Source organism: Agrobacterium sp. a22-2, assembly GCF_012276985.1.
Lineage (GTDB): Bacteria > Pseudomonadota > Alphaproteobacteria > Rhizobiales > Rhizobiaceae > Allorhizobium.
On the sequence record NZ_JAAXMM010000006.1, the window covers coordinates 1 to 13,300 of the forward strand.

At 60.2% G+C, this 13,300-nt stretch carries 17 protein-coding genes and 1 tRNA gene; 7 read left to right on the plus strand and 11 right to left on the minus strand.

The window, feature by feature from the left end; genetic code table 11:
* From HFC70_RS10630 to HFC70_RS10660, 7 genes are all read right to left on the minus strand, one after another.
* The coding region (locus HFC70_RS10630; RefSeq protein WP_168473221.1) for a methyl-accepting chemotaxis protein at positions 1–895 on the minus strand (895 nt) is incomplete at its 3' end.
* A gap of 19 nt (positions 896–914) precedes the next feature.
* A complete protein-coding gene (locus tag HFC70_RS10635) occupies positions 915–1,430 on the minus strand; it encodes a chemotaxis protein CheW (protein WP_168473222.1) in 516 nt (171 codons plus the stop codon).
* Positions 1,427–3,442 (minus strand): chemotaxis protein CheA, encoded by a 2,016-nt coding sequence (locus HFC70_RS10640; RefSeq protein WP_168473223.1) that lies wholly within the window; start codon positions 3,440–3,442, stop codon positions 1,427–1,429. The genes HFC70_RS10635 and HFC70_RS10640 overlap by 4 nt, the downstream gene beginning before the upstream one ends.
* Positions 3,439–3,807: a response regulator gene (locus HFC70_RS10645; RefSeq protein WP_168473224.1), complete on the minus strand. Its 369-nt coding sequence runs from the start codon at positions 3,805–3,807 to the stop codon at positions 3,439–3,441. Before HFC70_RS10645 ends, HFC70_RS10640 begins: the two co-directional genes overlap by 4 nt.
* Positions 3,804–4,130, minus strand: coding sequence for an STAS domain-containing protein (locus HFC70_RS10650; RefSeq protein WP_168473225.1), 327 nt, complete (start codon positions 4,128–4,130; stop codon positions 3,804–3,806). Before HFC70_RS10650 ends, HFC70_RS10645 begins: the two co-directional genes overlap by 4 nt.
* Positions 4,131–4,139: 9 nt before the next feature.
* Positions 4,140–5,249 (minus strand): HD domain-containing phosphohydrolase, encoded by a 1,110-nt coding sequence (locus HFC70_RS10655; RefSeq protein WP_168473226.1) that lies wholly within the window; start codon positions 5,247–5,249, stop codon positions 4,140–4,142.
* A gap of 397 nt (positions 5,250–5,646) precedes the next feature.
* A complete protein-coding gene (locus HFC70_RS10660) occupies positions 5,647–6,693 on the minus strand; it encodes a fatty acid desaturase (protein ID WP_168473227.1) in 1,047 nt (348 codons plus the stop codon).
* Between the two features lie 112 nt (positions 6,694–6,805).
* Between HFC70_RS10660 and HFC70_RS10665 the strand changes: the two genes are divergently transcribed.
* A complete protein-coding gene (locus tag HFC70_RS10665; protein ID WP_168473228.1) occupies positions 6,806–7,033 on the plus strand; it encodes a hypothetical protein in 228 nt (75 codons plus the stop codon).
* 156 nt (positions 7,034–7,189) lie between these two features.
* Here HFC70_RS10665 and HFC70_RS10670 read toward each other — a convergent pair whose 3' ends face one another.
* From HFC70_RS10670 to HFC70_RS10680, 3 genes are all read right to left on the minus strand, one after another.
* On the minus strand, positions 7,190–8,398 hold the full coding sequence (locus HFC70_RS10670) for a TIGR03862 family flavoprotein (RefSeq protein ID WP_168473229.1): 1,209 nt from the start codon (positions 8,396–8,398) through the stop codon (positions 7,190–7,192).
* A gap of 84 nt (positions 8,399–8,482) precedes the next feature.
* The gene (locus tag HFC70_RS10675; protein WP_168473230.1) at positions 8,483–8,644 is read right to left on the minus strand and encodes a hypothetical protein; all 162 of its coding nucleotides are present in this window, start codon (positions 8,642–8,644) and stop codon (positions 8,483–8,485) included.
* Positions 8,645–8,744: 100 nt separating this feature from the next.
* Positions 8,745–9,161: a hypothetical protein gene (locus HFC70_RS10680; protein ID WP_168473231.1), complete on the minus strand. Its 417-nt coding sequence runs from the start codon at positions 9,159–9,161 to the stop codon at positions 8,745–8,747.
* Positions 9,162–9,429: 268 nt separating this feature from the next.
* Between HFC70_RS10680 and HFC70_RS10685 the strand changes: the two genes are divergently transcribed.
* The 4 genes from HFC70_RS10685 (at position 9,430) to HFC70_RS10700 (ending at position 12,104) form a co-directional block, all read left to right on the plus strand.
* A complete protein-coding gene (locus HFC70_RS10685) occupies positions 9,430–9,831 on the plus strand; it encodes a cupin domain-containing protein (RefSeq protein ID WP_168473232.1) in 402 nt (133 codons plus the stop codon).
* Positions 9,828–10,460 (plus strand): YigZ family protein, encoded by a 633-nt coding sequence (locus HFC70_RS10690; RefSeq protein WP_168473233.1) that lies wholly within the window; start codon positions 9,828–9,830, stop codon positions 10,458–10,460. The genes HFC70_RS10685 and HFC70_RS10690 overlap by 4 nt, the downstream gene beginning before the upstream one ends.
* Before the next feature lie 101 nt (positions 10,461–10,561).
* On the plus strand, positions 10,562–11,083 hold the full coding sequence (locus tag HFC70_RS10695; RefSeq protein WP_168473234.1) for a hypothetical protein: 522 nt from the start codon (positions 10,562–10,564) through the stop codon (positions 11,081–11,083).
* 247 nt (positions 11,084–11,330) lie between these two features.
* Positions 11,331–12,104, plus strand: a complete 774-nt coding sequence (locus HFC70_RS10700) for a hypothetical protein (protein WP_168473235.1) — start codon at positions 11,331–11,333, stop codon at positions 12,102–12,104.
* 161 nt (positions 12,105–12,265) lie between these two features.
* Here the strand turns inward: HFC70_RS10700 and HFC70_RS10705 are convergent.
* A tRNA-Ser gene (locus tag HFC70_RS10705) sits at positions 12,266–12,355 on the minus strand.
* Between the two features lie 307 nt (positions 12,356–12,662).
* Between HFC70_RS10705 and rplU the strand changes: the two genes are divergently transcribed.
* Complete coding sequence (rplU, locus tag HFC70_RS10710; protein WP_168473236.1) at positions 12,663–12,977, plus strand: 50S ribosomal protein L21; 315 nt, start codon at positions 12,663–12,665, stop codon at positions 12,975–12,977.
* A gap of 37 nt (positions 12,978–13,014) precedes the next feature.
* Positions 13,015–13,287, plus strand: coding sequence for a 50S ribosomal protein L27 (gene rpmA, locus HFC70_RS10715; protein WP_168473237.1), 273 nt, complete (start codon positions 13,015–13,017; stop codon positions 13,285–13,287).
* Positions 13,288–13,300 lie beyond the last annotated feature (13 nt).

Consider the following 13,300-nt stretch of genomic DNA (forward strand, 5'->3'; position numbering starts at 1 on the left):
CGGATGCCTCTTCGGCAGAGGATGCCTGTTCGGTCGCACCCTGCGACAGCTGTTCGGAGCTTGCCGACAGTTCCTGGCTGCCCGACGAGACGTTGTCGGCGGCGGCCAAAGCATCGGCAACCACGCCACGAAGGCGTTCCACCATGGTGTTGACGTAACCCAGCAGGTCTCCGATCTCGTCGCGCGTGGTGACGGTGGCGAGCGAGGTCAGGTCACCATCGGCCACGGTTTGAACGGCTGAGACCGCATTGCGCAAGCCACGATTGATCGACAGAGCAATCCAGACGGCGGAAATGACTGCGATCACCAGCGCGATACCAGCGACTGTCAGCATGATGGTGCGTGTCTGGACGTAGTTTGCACCGGCCTCGATCTTGGCGTCCTCGAGGCGCGAGGTTTCAAGCTGAATGACCTCCGTCAGCAGTTGGTCGATCTCGTTGACCGTCGCGCGGTTTTCCGTGCTCGAAAAGTTCAGGGCGCCCGAATGATCACCGGCAAGGATCATGGTGCGGATCCGATCGTCCTGCTTGCGATATTCTGTTTCCAACCCGTTGAGCTTGTTCCAAAGAACTTTGCCCTGTTCCGTGGCGAGCAGCAGTACAGCCTGGTATGCCGTATCGAATTCCTTGCGGTGGTTCTCCGCTGCCACGGCATAGTCCTGCACGGCCTTGGTGTCAGTGGCCAGCAGCATGTTCTTCTGCTGACGCAGCTGCTGGAGTTGTGCGTTGTTCATGTCCTGCGCCAGACTGAGACGCTTGGCCGGCCCTTCCACGACATTTTGGAGCGTTGTGTTGAGTTCACCCAGGCTCATGACGCCAAGGGCGGCCACAGAGATGAGCATGACAATGACGAAGCCGAATGCCATCGCCAACTTCAATTTAATGGTAGCACGCATGACGAAACCCCCTTGTGCGTTAGGCCGAATGCGCAGGCGCGGTGTTGCGCTCATGCTGGGCGGAAAAAATGGCTTGTAGGTTCGGAATGATGACGAATTCGCTGTCTCGGCGGACAAGGCAGTCGATGAAGTCCGGCCGCCAACGCATCCCCACGCTGGGTGGCGGTTCGCCGGCCGATTTGGCAAGCGTGGTCACCTCATGCACCTTGTCTGTCCTGACGCCGATCAGGGTCGGTTCGCCTTCGATATCCAGCTGGATGACGATGATCCGGCTATCGATGGTCGTCTTCGTTGCATCCATGCCGAAGGCCAGCCGGATGTCGGCTAGCGGAATGACCTTGCCGCGAAAGTTGATGACGCTGGCCACAAAGGGCCGACTGCCCGGCACGGCGGTTTCCGGCAGGAGGTCAAGGATTTCCTGGACGATGATGGCGTCGAAGGCAAAGGTCTCGCCGCCAAGGTCGAAGGTGAGAATCTCGATCTCGTCGGCGGCACCCTTGTTGTGAGCCGGAACGTTTCTCAGGGCTTCATTCATCCTGCTGCACGCAACTGCGCCTCCTGTTGCTGTCCCGACACGACCAGATGGGCGACATCGAGGATTAGGGCCACGCTGCCATCGCCCAGGATGGTCGCGCCGGAGAAGGTGGCGACGTCGTGGTGCAGCTTGGATAGGGATTTGATGACGGTCTGGTGGTCGCCGATGATCTGGTCGACGACCAGGCCGACGCGTTCGCTGCCGGTCGAAATGACCACGATCTTCTGGAACGGATCAGGCTTGATTCCGGTGCGGAAGAGATCGCGCAGTCTTATGAAGGGAACGAGGTTGTCCCGCAGCGATAGGAAGCTGCGGCCGCGCGAGCGCAGATCGTCTTCCAGTGACAGTTCCAGGCATTCTTCAACCGTGGAAAGCGGAATGACGTAGCAGCCGTTGCCCACCCGCACCAGCAAGCCGTCGATGATGGCAAGCGTCAGCGGAATGCGCAGCGCCACCTCGGATCCCTCGCCCGGATTGCTCTTGATGTCGATTACGCCGCGAAGCGCATCGACCGTCTTCTTGACCACGTCCATGCCGACGCCGCGGCCCGACAGATTGGTGACCTGCTGGGCAGTGGAAAAGCCGGGCTGGAAGATCAGCTGCAGCAATTCCTGATCGGACAGCGCGGCACCGGGCTGAATGAGGCCGGATGATTCCGCCTTGGCTCGCACCCGCTCGCGGTTGATGCCACGGCCATCATCTTTGATAGTGATGATGACCTCGCCGCCGGATTGGCGGGCCGATAGCAGGACGCGTCCGGCTGGATTCTTGCCGGCGGCGATGCGCTCGTCCGGGGTCTCCAGGCCGTGGTCGATGGAATTGCGCACCAGATGCACCAGCGGATCGGCCAGCCGCTCGACGACCGTTTTGTCGACCTCGGTGGTTTCGCCTTCCGTCTCGAGTTCGATCGTCTTGCCGGTTTCGCGCGCAAGATCGTGGACCAGGCGCCGGAAACGGCCGAACAGACTGCCGACGGGCACCATGCGCAGAACCATCATGGTGTCGCGCAGCTCACCTGAAAGGCGCTCCACATCTTCCGAGACGGCACGCAGCTGGATATCGGCACTGGCATTGGCCAACTGCGACAGGCGGGACTGGGCAATTACCAGCTCGCCGACCCGATCCATCAATTCGTCCAGCCGCTCAGCCGGCACGCGAACATTCTCGGTGCCCTTGTTCTGCTTGGCATCGGCTGCAGCCGGTATGGCCTGGCTGCGCCGTTCCAGGGCGGGCTCTTCGGCGACGACAACGGCGGCCTCCTGGCGCACCGGCTCGGCAGAAGCGCCGGGCTGGGCCGTCCTGACGTCCAGCTGCATGTCGTCCATGACGAAAATGAAGACATCGTCGATGGCCGAGCGCGGCTGGGTGGTGGTCAGGCTGATCTTCCATGCCAGATGCAGTTCGGAAGGGTCGAGTTCGGCGAGAGAAGGAATGGCCGACAGGTCTGCCTTGATGGTGCAATCGCCAAGCTCGGCAAGTTCGTCGAGCAGTCCTAAGGGATTCGTGCCGTTTGCCATGGCGTTGATAGGCAGCTTGAAATCGATCAGCCAGGTCGCGCTCTCGGCGGGTGCCTCGGCCTTGACGGCAGCCGGCGCTGGAACCGTGGGGGCCGGCGCTGCCGCAGCTGTCGGGGCCTTCTGTCCGCCGACTGCGGCCTGCAGTTTGGCCAGAAGGCGGCGTCCGGTCTCTTCGTGGTCGCCATTCGGGGTGTCGACCAGCGACCGCATGTGGTCCTGTGCTTCGAGCACCGCAGCCACCAGTTCGCTGGTGGCGGGCACTTCGCCCTTGCGCACCCGGTCGAAGGCCGTCTCGCAATGGTGGGTGAAGGCGGCCAGGGCCTCGAAGCCGAACATGGCACCCGATCCCTTCAGCGTGTGAAGGCCGCGAAAGACCGCGTCAATCTGATCCTGGTCGGTGAGATTGTGCAACAGGTCCAGCAGTCCTTCTTCGATCTGCTCGAACAGTTCGGCTGCCTCCGTCCGAAAGACCTGGATGGGATCCATTGTGTTCATCTGCCGAGGACCTTTCGTGCGATCTTGACCAGTTGTTCGGGATCGAAAGGCTTGGTGATCCAGCCGGTGGCGCCAGCGGCCTTGGCCCGGTTCTTCATGTCGGCATCGGATTCGGTGGTCAGGAAGATGATCGGTATGCCCGTGTGGGCCGGCGACTTGCGCAGCGCCTCGATCATCGCAAGACCGTTCATGTTCGGCATATTGAGATCGGTGACGATCAGATCGAAACTGGCCGATTTCGCCTTGTTCAGCCCGTCGAGACCATCGACGGCCTCGGTCACCTGATAGCCGGCATTCGACAGCGCGATCTTCGTCGTCATTCGGATGCTGGCCGAATCGTCAACCGTGAGAATGTTCGCACTCATTGTATTTCCTTCCGATGGAACCAGAACTGGCAGGTGGCGGCGTCCATATCCGTCAGGAAGCCGCCTCGTCTGAGGGTTTCGAGCACGCGGCCGCCGGCTGGGTTCTTCAGGGCGATCGACTTGCCGTAGGTTTGAGCATGGCGGCGCGAGGCCTCCACAACCTGGATGAAACTGAGGTCGGCGTCGGCGCCCTCGGGGATATCGATGATGACGCTGCTGTTTTCCGAAAGGCCGCTCAACAACTGCTCGCGCACGGCCTGCGCGTTTCGGATCGACAGCGACTGCGGCAGTGTTAGCGTATGGGGAGCGGTTTCGTTTGACATCGGCATTCCCTAGGCCCGCTTGGGGGCAAGATTGGAGGAACTGGAGGCAAGGCTATTGCCGGAGGGCGACGGGCCGCTCTCCGGCTCGGCGTCGGCTTGTTCCGCCATCAGCGCCGAGATGGCCGGCCACTGATGGATGAAGGCGTCCACGCAGCGCGGGTCGAAATGCAGTCCGCTGTTGGCGAGAATGTGCTGATAGGCGTCGTCCACGGACCAGGCCTTCTTGTAAGGCCGCTCAGAGCACAGGGCCTCGAACACATCCGCCACCGCCGCGATGCGGGCTTCGATCGGGATCTGTTCGCCGGACAGCCGGTTCGGATAGCCGGTCCCGTCCCACTTCTCGTGATGGCCGCCGGCAATCGTCTCGGCGATGCGGACCAGATCGGACGAACCGTTCTCCAGAATGCTGACACCAATCTCGACATGCCGGCGCATCTGTTCCAGTTCGTCCGCCGTCAGGCGTCCGGGTTTCTGGAGGATGTCGTCGGCAATGCCGATCTTGCCGACATCGTGCAGAGGCGCTGCCAGATAGATCATCCGGCAAAGGCTTTCGTCCAGGCCGAGATCTTCGGCCAGCAGCCGGCAGATATGGGCCACCCGCGAGACATGTTCGCCGGTATTGCCGTCGCGGTACTCAATGGCGCGCGCCAGCCGCCAGATGATTTCCTCTTCGCGGGCGACGAGCTTCAAGGTGGCGTTGGCAACAATTGCCGTCAGTCCCTGGGCGCGCGCCGACAGTTCCAGCTGCGCCTGCCGCAGGGCCAGCAGGTTGCGAACCCGCGCCTTCAGTTCGACGATGTCGATCGGCTTGCTGAGGAATTCCGTCGCGCCGGCTTCGATAGCCTCCAGCCGGATGCTGCGTTCGGTTTCCGAGGTGATCATGATGATCGGCACATGGCTATAGCTAGGCTGGCGCCGCAGGGTGCGGATCACCTCGATGCCGTTCATCTTGGGCATGGTGTAGTCCACGAGAACGATATCGAAGACAGTTGTCCTGCAGACCAGCAAAGCCATCTCCGGATCGAGAAACGTCTCGACCGTGTTGTCGGCCAGATCTTTCATCGCTGCCTGCAGCGCAAAAAGTACCGATTTGCTGTCGTCTATCAAAGCAACGCGCACGTTTTGCTCCAGATGCCCGTCCGGCTGAATGATGTTTCGGAAATAATGCAGCAAAAGCGGAGACATACTTGTCACCGGCGGAGCTGTAATATTTATTTTTGGGATTTTTTACATTCGATCTGCGTCATGCAGTCGCTCGATCAGGAAAAGCCGAAGCTCAGAAGCTATGCGATACCGCTTCAATTGTGATCTATCTTGATTGCAGTGTCGGGCAACAGAGTTAACAGTGCGTTAAAGAAGCACTCTCATGTTTCGCGTATTGCGGCAAAAATATTACGAAAACAACCAAATTTGGGGAGGCGAATTTCGGGTGCTCGTTGCAACCCCTTCGGCACATGTTGGAGACTTGGCTCGCTGCCGGATTGTGGCGAGGGCGCCCTCTGGGGCGCCCGCCATTTCAAGATGCCTGGAGGCCCGCCAGTCGGGGACGGGCATCGCGGAACGAGATAAGCCGGCGGCTGCTTTCGTCCCACAGGACGAGTTTGACGCAGCGCAGGCTGTCCATGATCGTGATGCGGCCGAGGTCCGCCAATTCCGGATGGTCCTTCAGGACTTCCGGAAGGCGATAATACGGCACGCGGCTTGAGAGATGGTGGACATGGTGGATGCCGATATTGCCGGTCATCCAGCGCAGGACGGGCGGCAGATCATAATGCGACGCGCCGTGAAGCGCTGCCTGCTGGAACTGCCATTCCGGCTTCTTCGACCAGTGGGTGTCCTCGAACTGGTGCTGGACATAGAACAGCCAGATGCCGGCCGTAGCCGCCAGAATGACGATCGGCAGGTGAACCAGGAGGAAGGGCACGAGGCCGACGGCCCAGATCAGCAGGCCGGCCACAATTGCAACGGCAGCATTGGTCGCCATGGTGGAAACCCAAGGGCTGAGACCGGAGCGCATCATGCCGAATGGCAGGCGCTGCTTGAACAGGAAGAGAAATGCCGGGCCGATGCCGAACATCACGACCGGATGCCGATAGAGCCGATAGGCGAGCCGCTCGCGCCTCGACAGGGCAGCGTATTCCTCGATGGTCAGCGTGGTGATGTCACCGATGCCGCGCTCGTCGAGATTGCCCGCCGAAGCGTGATGGGCCGCATGGGCACGCCGCCAGTAATCGTAGGGTGTCAGCGTCAGGACGCCGATCAGACGCCCCGTCCAGTCATCGACCGAGCGCCGGGCAAAAAACGAGCCGTGGCCGCAATCGTGCTGGATCATGAACAGACGTAGCAGAAAGCCCGCCGCCGGAACGATGAGGATCAGACCCAGCCAGTAACCGTAGTGGACGGCGGCCCATGTCAAAGCCCACAGCAGGGCGAAGGGCACCACCGTCACGACCAGTTCGAACGTGCTGCGTCCTGTGCTGGGTTCGCGGTATTTGGACAGAATCTTGAGCCAGGACTTTTCGTCCAGACCCTTGGGATGCTCGAGGGTGGGCATCGCGTTCATGAGCTTTGGCTTGCTTTCTGGGTAAAGGAAAAACGATAGGATGAAGAATGAGCTGCGGTTTCGGCCCAGGCGTCAAAGGCCCTGGCGCAATTCCACCCATTCGGGGAGAGGGATGTCCGCTCAGGCAGTTCCAACCGAAAGGGAGTCTGCTCGTCGCGCCTGGCCGGACCAGGCTCCTGCTTTGCCCGTGACCGGGAAAATCCCTCTGCAACAGGCAATAGCACTGCTGTCAGGCGAACAGGCCATGTATCAGGTGGAAACGTTGCGCAATCGTCTGCCATGGATGGCGGTGCTCTCTCCTCTTGAGCACACACAGCAAATTACCAATGCTGACATCTGATCAAACAATTTCACTGCGACCCTTACGTAAATCTTTAATGTGGCAGATTCAAGCCTGCCGCTCGTGAATGGGGAGCGGCGATAGAGCTGGTCCATGCGCACCTTGTCGCACCCTGCCAACCCGGCCTTTCGAAAGCCTGTCTGTTGATCGGAGCCGTCAGGTACGAAGCCAGTCTTCGATCCCGATCGCCGCCGCCTTTCCGGTCGCCAGGCAGGCGGTCAGAAGGTAGCCTCCAGTCGGCGCCTCCCAATCCAGCATTTCGCCGGCGACGAAAACACCGGGCAGCGCCGTCAGCATATATCGCTCGTCAACGCCGTTCCAGGAGACGCCGCCGGCCGAGGAGATCGCCTCGGCAATCGGCCGGCATCGCAAAACGGGTAGCGGCAGGGCCTTCAAGAGTTTCGCCAGCGCGTCAGGTTGCAGTTGGTTGGCTTCTGGCACCATCTCGCGCAGCAGCGCCGCCTTCACGCCGTCGAGACCGGCGCCCTTGCGCAGCCGATTGGCGAAACTGGCCTTTGTACTCTGTCGGAATAAGTCCGCGGCCAGTCGTTCGGTCGAGCGGCCGGGGGCGAGATCGAGAACCAGCTCGGCATGGCCCGTGCTCTGCAACCGGTCGCGCAGGGCCGCCGCATGGGCATAGACGAGGCTTCCCTCGATGCCGCTTTCCGTCACGACGAATTCGCCCGACATGATTCCGGCGGGCGAGCTTGCGGTCACCGACTTGATCGGCGCGCCGGCAAAGCGCTGCCGGAAGATGTCGCTCCATTCGATATCGAAACCGCAATTGGCCGGCCGGAATGGCTCGATCTCGATTGCCCGTGCGCCCAGCCATGCGGTCCAGGCGGCATCGGAGCCCAGTCGCGGCCAGCTTGCGCCACCCAGCGCCAGAAGGGTCGCATCCGGCTCGATCGTGAGGGTGCCGTGCGGGGTTTCAAAGGTGAGGGCGCCGTTCGTCCAGCCCGTCCAGCGATGGCGGGTCCGGATCACCACGCCTTGCTTTTCCAGCCGAGCCAGCCATGCGCGCAGCAAGGGGGATGCCTTCATCGCTTTGGGGAAGACGCGGCCCGATGTGCCGACGAAGGTTTCCGTCCCGAGACCAGCCGCCCAGGCGCGGATATCCTTCGGCCGCAAGCGATCAAGGGCCGGGCGCAGGCGGGCGGTGGCCGCGCCAAAGCGCGACACAAAGATCTCGTCGTCTTCCGAATGGGTGAGGTTCAGCCCCGACTTGCCGGCCAGCAGGAACTTGCGGCCGACCGTCGGCATCGACTCATAAACCGTGACCCGGTGACCGGCCGCCGAGAGGGTTTCTGCCGCCATCAGGCCGGCCGGTCCGCCGCCGACAATTGCGATCTGCTTTGGTATCATCGACCTACTTCGTGCGTCGAACCGTTGCGGCTTTACGCCGGGCGCCAAGTTCTAGGGCGATCGGCGTGGCCAGGCAAGCCAAGCTCAGTGCACGGTGGCCGATCGCTGGTCTTCGTGAAGAATGCGGAAGGCCTCGTTCAGAGCCTCGACAAGAATATCGGTCAGTTCGTCGGCCTTTTCTTCCAGAAAGGAAAGGTCGGCCATTTCGACAAGTCGCTCGATCGCGTGGTCCGGTTCGTTCGACATCTCATGGTCCTTTTCTCTGTCGCGGCTCATCCCGACTGTGGGGTGCCACGATAGGGCCGCACGCTTGCGCCGGGCTTGAGAGCCGCGGCGGCGGGGCGGGTCAGTCCTGATAGATGTAGGACGCGCACATCTCGTCGCTTGAGGCTGGCGGCTCGTTCCCGGTGAAGACGGCCACGGCCGACAGGCCGTCGCCGGCCGCCCAGTTGGCGACATAGGTCACGTCGCCCATGCCGCACAATTGGTTGCCGTTCTCAAGTTCCGGATCATACGGGTTCTCGACGCTGAAGACGGAGGCCGGAACCCGTTGGCCGTCGACGATGAAATTGTCGGCGATAAGCTGATCGAAGATCAAGGTTTCGCCGTTCTGGAAAACCAGGCTGAAATCATCCATGGAGATATTGCCGGTAATGCTCTCGGCCGTGGTGCTATAGGCGGTGTAATTGTCGCTGTAGGCAGAGGACGCGGTGCCGATGGCAAGGGCGACGCCGAGAACGGTGGGCAAGAGACGGTTCGGCATCGGCGTTTCCTCGTTGGATCGTTTTCCATGATTCGTGGACGATGGAAGCTCTGCCGCCCCAAGAGGGCGGATTGATGGCCCGTCTCGATTTGGCGCAACCGCTTCGTCTGGCGAGAGAGCTATCTGCTCTTCCGGCAAATTGCAAAGCCGTTCGACCGCTGTGATCGCCCGCAAGGTGCGCTTTGCCGGCCTTTGCCAAAAATGGTCCGTTTCCTCCGGCCCCTGGAGGATGATAGGCTTGATCGCTCGCAGACAGGAGAGGATGGACATGGATATCAAGCGTTGTGGATCACGGCCGTCGAGCGTGCCGTCGCCGGACTATTTCACCGGCTCGGTTCGCCAGGACGCCCTTCACGAGGCCCCGGCCCCGGCGCGCATCCGAGCCGTTTCCGTGACTTTCGAACCGGGCGCACGGACGGCATGGCACACCCATCCGCTCGGACAGACGCTGATCGTCACCTCCGGAATGGGCTGGGCCCGGACATGGGACGGGCCGCTTCAGGAGATCCGGCCGGGCGACGTCATATGGATCCCGCCCGGAGAGAAACACTGGCACGGCGCCACGGCGATCACAGCGATGACCCATATCGCCCTGCAGGAAGCGCTTGACGGCAAATCGGTCGATTGGCTGGAACCTGTCAGCGACGAAGACTATGGCGAGCAAATTTGACGCGCACGCTCCATAGCCTGCTGCGGATCGAGACCTTTTCGCAGGACATCAAGAAAAGCCGGTTCCGGGCCGTGGCTGGCCCGGTTGCCAGCGAACAGGCGGCACGGGATTTCATAGCAACTTACGCGGATGCCAGTGCCAACCATAATTGCTGGGCCTGGCGCGTCGGACAGGCCTATCGCTTCAGCGACGACGGCGAACCGAGCGGCACGGCGGGAAAGCCCATCCTGCAGGCGATCGACGGCCAGGCGCTCGATGGCGTCGCGGTGGTCGTCACCCGCTGGTTCGGCGGCATTCTGCTGGGCAGCGGCGGCCTGATGCGGGCCTATGGCGGCACCGCCGCAATGTGCCTCAGGACCGCCGATAAGCTGTCGATCATTCTCCGGCTGGAAGCGGTCATCCGCTGCCCGTTTTCCGATTTCAGCCTTGTAAAATCCCGCCTGCTCGGCTGCCCCGATGTGCGGATCGACCACGAAGCCTTTGCCGGCGACGGGGTCGAACTCACGCTGGCGCTGCCGCACGCCAAGGCGACTGCCATCCTGGCGATGGTCGTCGACATCACTGCCGGCCGGGTGGCGATCCTGCGACAGGATGAGGCGACAGTTGCGTCGCCAACGGAATCATCGTGACGACAGGCGTGGGTGCCGGCGGAGATCAAAATATACGTTTCTTCTCGCCTCGTCGGAGCACCTGCGCTAGACGGCGGGTGAAACCAATCCCGGAATGCATCATGCCCAAGAAACCGAAACGCGACAGTGCCGAAGACGAGCAGCGGTTGAAGGCGGAATATCCGGGCCTCTACGTCGATTTCCTGGCCGGCCGCATCCCGTCCCTGCCGCGCGCCATGCAGATGGCCGGCTTAAACGGCGAGCGGACACGGCTGCAAAAGCTGAAGAATTCCTGGAAGAAGGCGACGGAGGACGATCGCCGCGCCTTCCTGGCCTGGCTTGCAGAGACGGACAGCGCCGTTGTTCCGGTCCCGGCCGACATGGGTTTGGCGGTGGGCGCGCAGGCGGCGATGCCGCCGTCACCACCCCCGCCGATTGCCACCGGCCGCTACCTGCTGCCCGCCACCGTGGAGCGTATCAAGGCCATCATGATCAGGCGCGGCCTGCGCCCGGCCGATGTCATGGGGGAAATGGGCTTCGCCGCGGAAGATCGATCGCTGATGCTGGCGCTCGCCCGAAACTCGAGCCTCAGACTGAGCGTTATCTCGGCATTGGAGAAATGGCTGGCTGTCAATGCTACGTAGCGCTACCGGTTGCTACCGAAAAGGGCACCCATCTCTGCTAGTCTCTATTGAGTTTGCAGGCTGAACAACTGATTTTTCCTTTAAGATCAGTTAAACATCGACCATGATGCACTTTTGCCCCTCTCTAAAGAAGTATTGTCGTCAGAACGGCAGTAGGTGACCACGCGAAGGAGTTTCTCCATGATGACAAGGAGAAAATGTGAAGTTTGTGGGCGACCGATTTAGGAACCAAAACGCAAGGTAATCAATGAGCGACAAGGCAGAGCGTTTACATCAACTGATAGGAAGAATTCAGGAGGCTGCTCAACAAGCCACCCTTAAGGAAAACGGCCAAACGGTCGCGCTCTCGAAGGTAGCGCTCTGGCAGTCCTTCAATCCCATCTCTGCGAATCTGGGCTATGCTGACTACGGTGAGTTCCTAGACGCCTTTTTGGCATTGTGTCACTCGATAAAAAGCGACATCTCCGTTATCCCGATGCAAAAGGAGACAGTTCGAGCTTCGTGGTTAGCCTGCATCAAGAATATTTCGTCGGTTTTTGACGCAAAGAACTTTGGCAAGGTCACCAGGGATGCATTTGGGTCTCATTTCTCTGAACGTAACCTTGAGTTGCTCGATGCCATTTCTGAGCGCTTCCAAGCTGCAAAATTCACGGAAAGCACCCCCGACGATCTGCAAGACGCTTTGGACGCGGTCAGGGAGACTGTAGAGGCGTTCAAGAGTTCGGATAAACTTGATCGTAGGATAGCAGCACTCCTTAGTCATTACCTCCAGCAGATGGAAAGCGCCTATTCCCACGTGTGCGACTTCGGAGACGATACATTCTGGAAGCTATACAAAGAAACGTTTGCGACTTTCATGCAGCTACATCCTGTCATTACAGAGATGGAGAACGCTGAAGAAATAAAGAGTAAACTCAAAGTGGTTGCAGATAGGCTAACTTCGAAGTCTGTCGCGGGAATATCCTTAACTGCAAATGTTGCGACTATTGGAAGTACCCTGTTTCAAATGCTGATTGCGTAAAGAAGCCTGAACGCCGATGTCCGAATTTCCTGATTAAATCCATCATTAAATTCTAAAGCAAATGGATAGTATGGTGTCGATATGTAGGGAGGTGCTACGGCGTGAAAGACGAGAGCAGAGCTCGTTGTTTTCCATCGGCAAAGATCAACCCAGGCCCAATATGGCGGAGAGGGTGGGATTCGAACCCACGGTGCCCTTGCAGGCACGCCGCATTTCGAGTGCGGTGCTTTCGACCACTCAGCCACCTCTCCGGTCGTTCTGGTCGGCGCTTGGTCGGCGCGGGCGTTACATAGCGGGCAAATGTCGGGCTTGCAAGGGCGAATATCCAACTATCTCGTGCTTTCATCTTGACAGGTTTTTGCGCCTCACGTATGCGAGCGGTGAATTAGGCATGGGCTCACTGTGCCTTGTTTTCCTGGCGCTTGGCGCAAGGCTCACCGGCGGACCGATGAAGACAGCCTATCGCTGTCGGAAAAAAGTCCGCTTAACTCCGACTGATAAAAAGACAGCCGCCCGGGTCAACCGGACAGAGCTGGAACGAACATGAAAGGATAACCAATGTTCGCAGTCATCAAGACCGGCGGTAAACAGTACCGCGTTGCTGCCAATGACGTGCTCACCATCGAAAAGCTGGAAGCCGTTGCTGGTGATATGATCGAATTCAACGAAATCCTGATGGTCGGCGTCGGTGCCGATGCAACCATCGGCGCGCCCTTCGTGGCAGGCGCCTTGGTCAAGGCAGAAGTCGTCGAGCAGAACCGCGGCAAGAAGGTCATTGCTTTCAAGAAGCGCCGTCGCCAGAACTCTAAGCGTTCGCGCGGCCATCGTCAGCATCACACCGTCGTCCGTATCACGGACATTGTCGCCGCTTAACGGCCCAACGCGAAACCAAGTTTAAAGGAGAACTCCAATGGCACACAAAAAAGCTGGCGGTTCGTCGCGCAACGGTCGCGATTCGAATTCCAAGCGCCTTGGCGTGAAGAAGTTCGGCGGCGAAGTGGTCGTTCCGGGCAACATTATCGTGCGTCAGCGCGGCACGCAGTGGCATCCGGGCAGCAATGTCGGTCTCGGCAAGGACCATACCGTCTTTGCACTGATCGAAGGTAATGTCGCCTACCGTACCAAGGCCAATGGCCGCGTATACGTGTCCGTGATGCCGAAAGCGGCGGAAGCAGCGGAATAAAACCGGTAGCGTG

Coding starts and splice junctions, on each gene's coding strand:
- HFC70_RS10695 (WP_168473234.1), top strand. CDS start 10,562: ATGCCCAAGAAACCGAAACGCGACAGTGCCGAAGACGAGCAGCGGTTG.
- rpmA (WP_168473237.1), top strand. CDS start 13,015: ATGGCACACAAAAAAGCTGGCGGTTCGTCGCGCAACGGTCGCGATTCG.
- HFC70_RS10665 (WP_168473228.1), top strand. CDS start 6,806: ATGTCCGCTCAGGCAGTTCCAACCGAAAGGGAGTCTGCTCGTCGCGCC.
- HFC70_RS10645 (WP_168473224.1), bottom strand. CDS start 3,807: ATGAGTGCGAACATTCTCACGGTTGACGATTCGGCCAGCATCCGAATG.
- HFC70_RS10635 (WP_168473222.1), bottom strand. CDS start 1,430: ATGAATGAAGCCCTGAGAAACGTTCCGGCTCACAACAAGGGTGCCGCC.
- HFC70_RS10650 (WP_168473225.1), bottom strand. CDS start 4,130: ATGTCAAACGAAACCGCTCCCCATACGCTAACACTGCCGCAGTCGCTG.
- HFC70_RS10700 (WP_168473235.1), top strand. CDS start 11,331: ATGAGCGACAAGGCAGAGCGTTTACATCAACTGATAGGAAGAATTCAG.
- HFC70_RS10660 (WP_168473227.1), bottom strand. CDS start 6,693: ATGAACGCGATGCCCACCCTCGAGCATCCCAAGGGTCTGGACGAAAAG.
- rplU (WP_168473236.1), top strand. CDS start 12,663: ATGTTCGCAGTCATCAAGACCGGCGGTAAACAGTACCGCGTTGCTGCC.
- HFC70_RS10670 (WP_168473229.1), bottom strand. CDS start 8,398: ATGATACCAAAGCAGATCGCAATTGTCGGCGGCGGACCGGCCGGCCTG.
- HFC70_RS10675 (WP_168473230.1), bottom strand. CDS start 8,644: ATGTCGAACGAACCGGACCACGCGATCGAGCGACTTGTCGAAATGGCC.
- HFC70_RS10685 (WP_168473232.1), top strand. CDS start 9,430: ATGGATATCAAGCGTTGTGGATCACGGCCGTCGAGCGTGCCGTCGCCG.
- HFC70_RS10680 (WP_168473231.1), bottom strand. CDS start 9,161: ATGCCGAACCGTCTCTTGCCCACCGTTCTCGGCGTCGCCCTTGCCATC.
- HFC70_RS10640 (WP_168473223.1), bottom strand. CDS start 3,442: ATGAACACAATGGATCCCATCCAGGTCTTTCGGACGGAGGCAGCCGAA.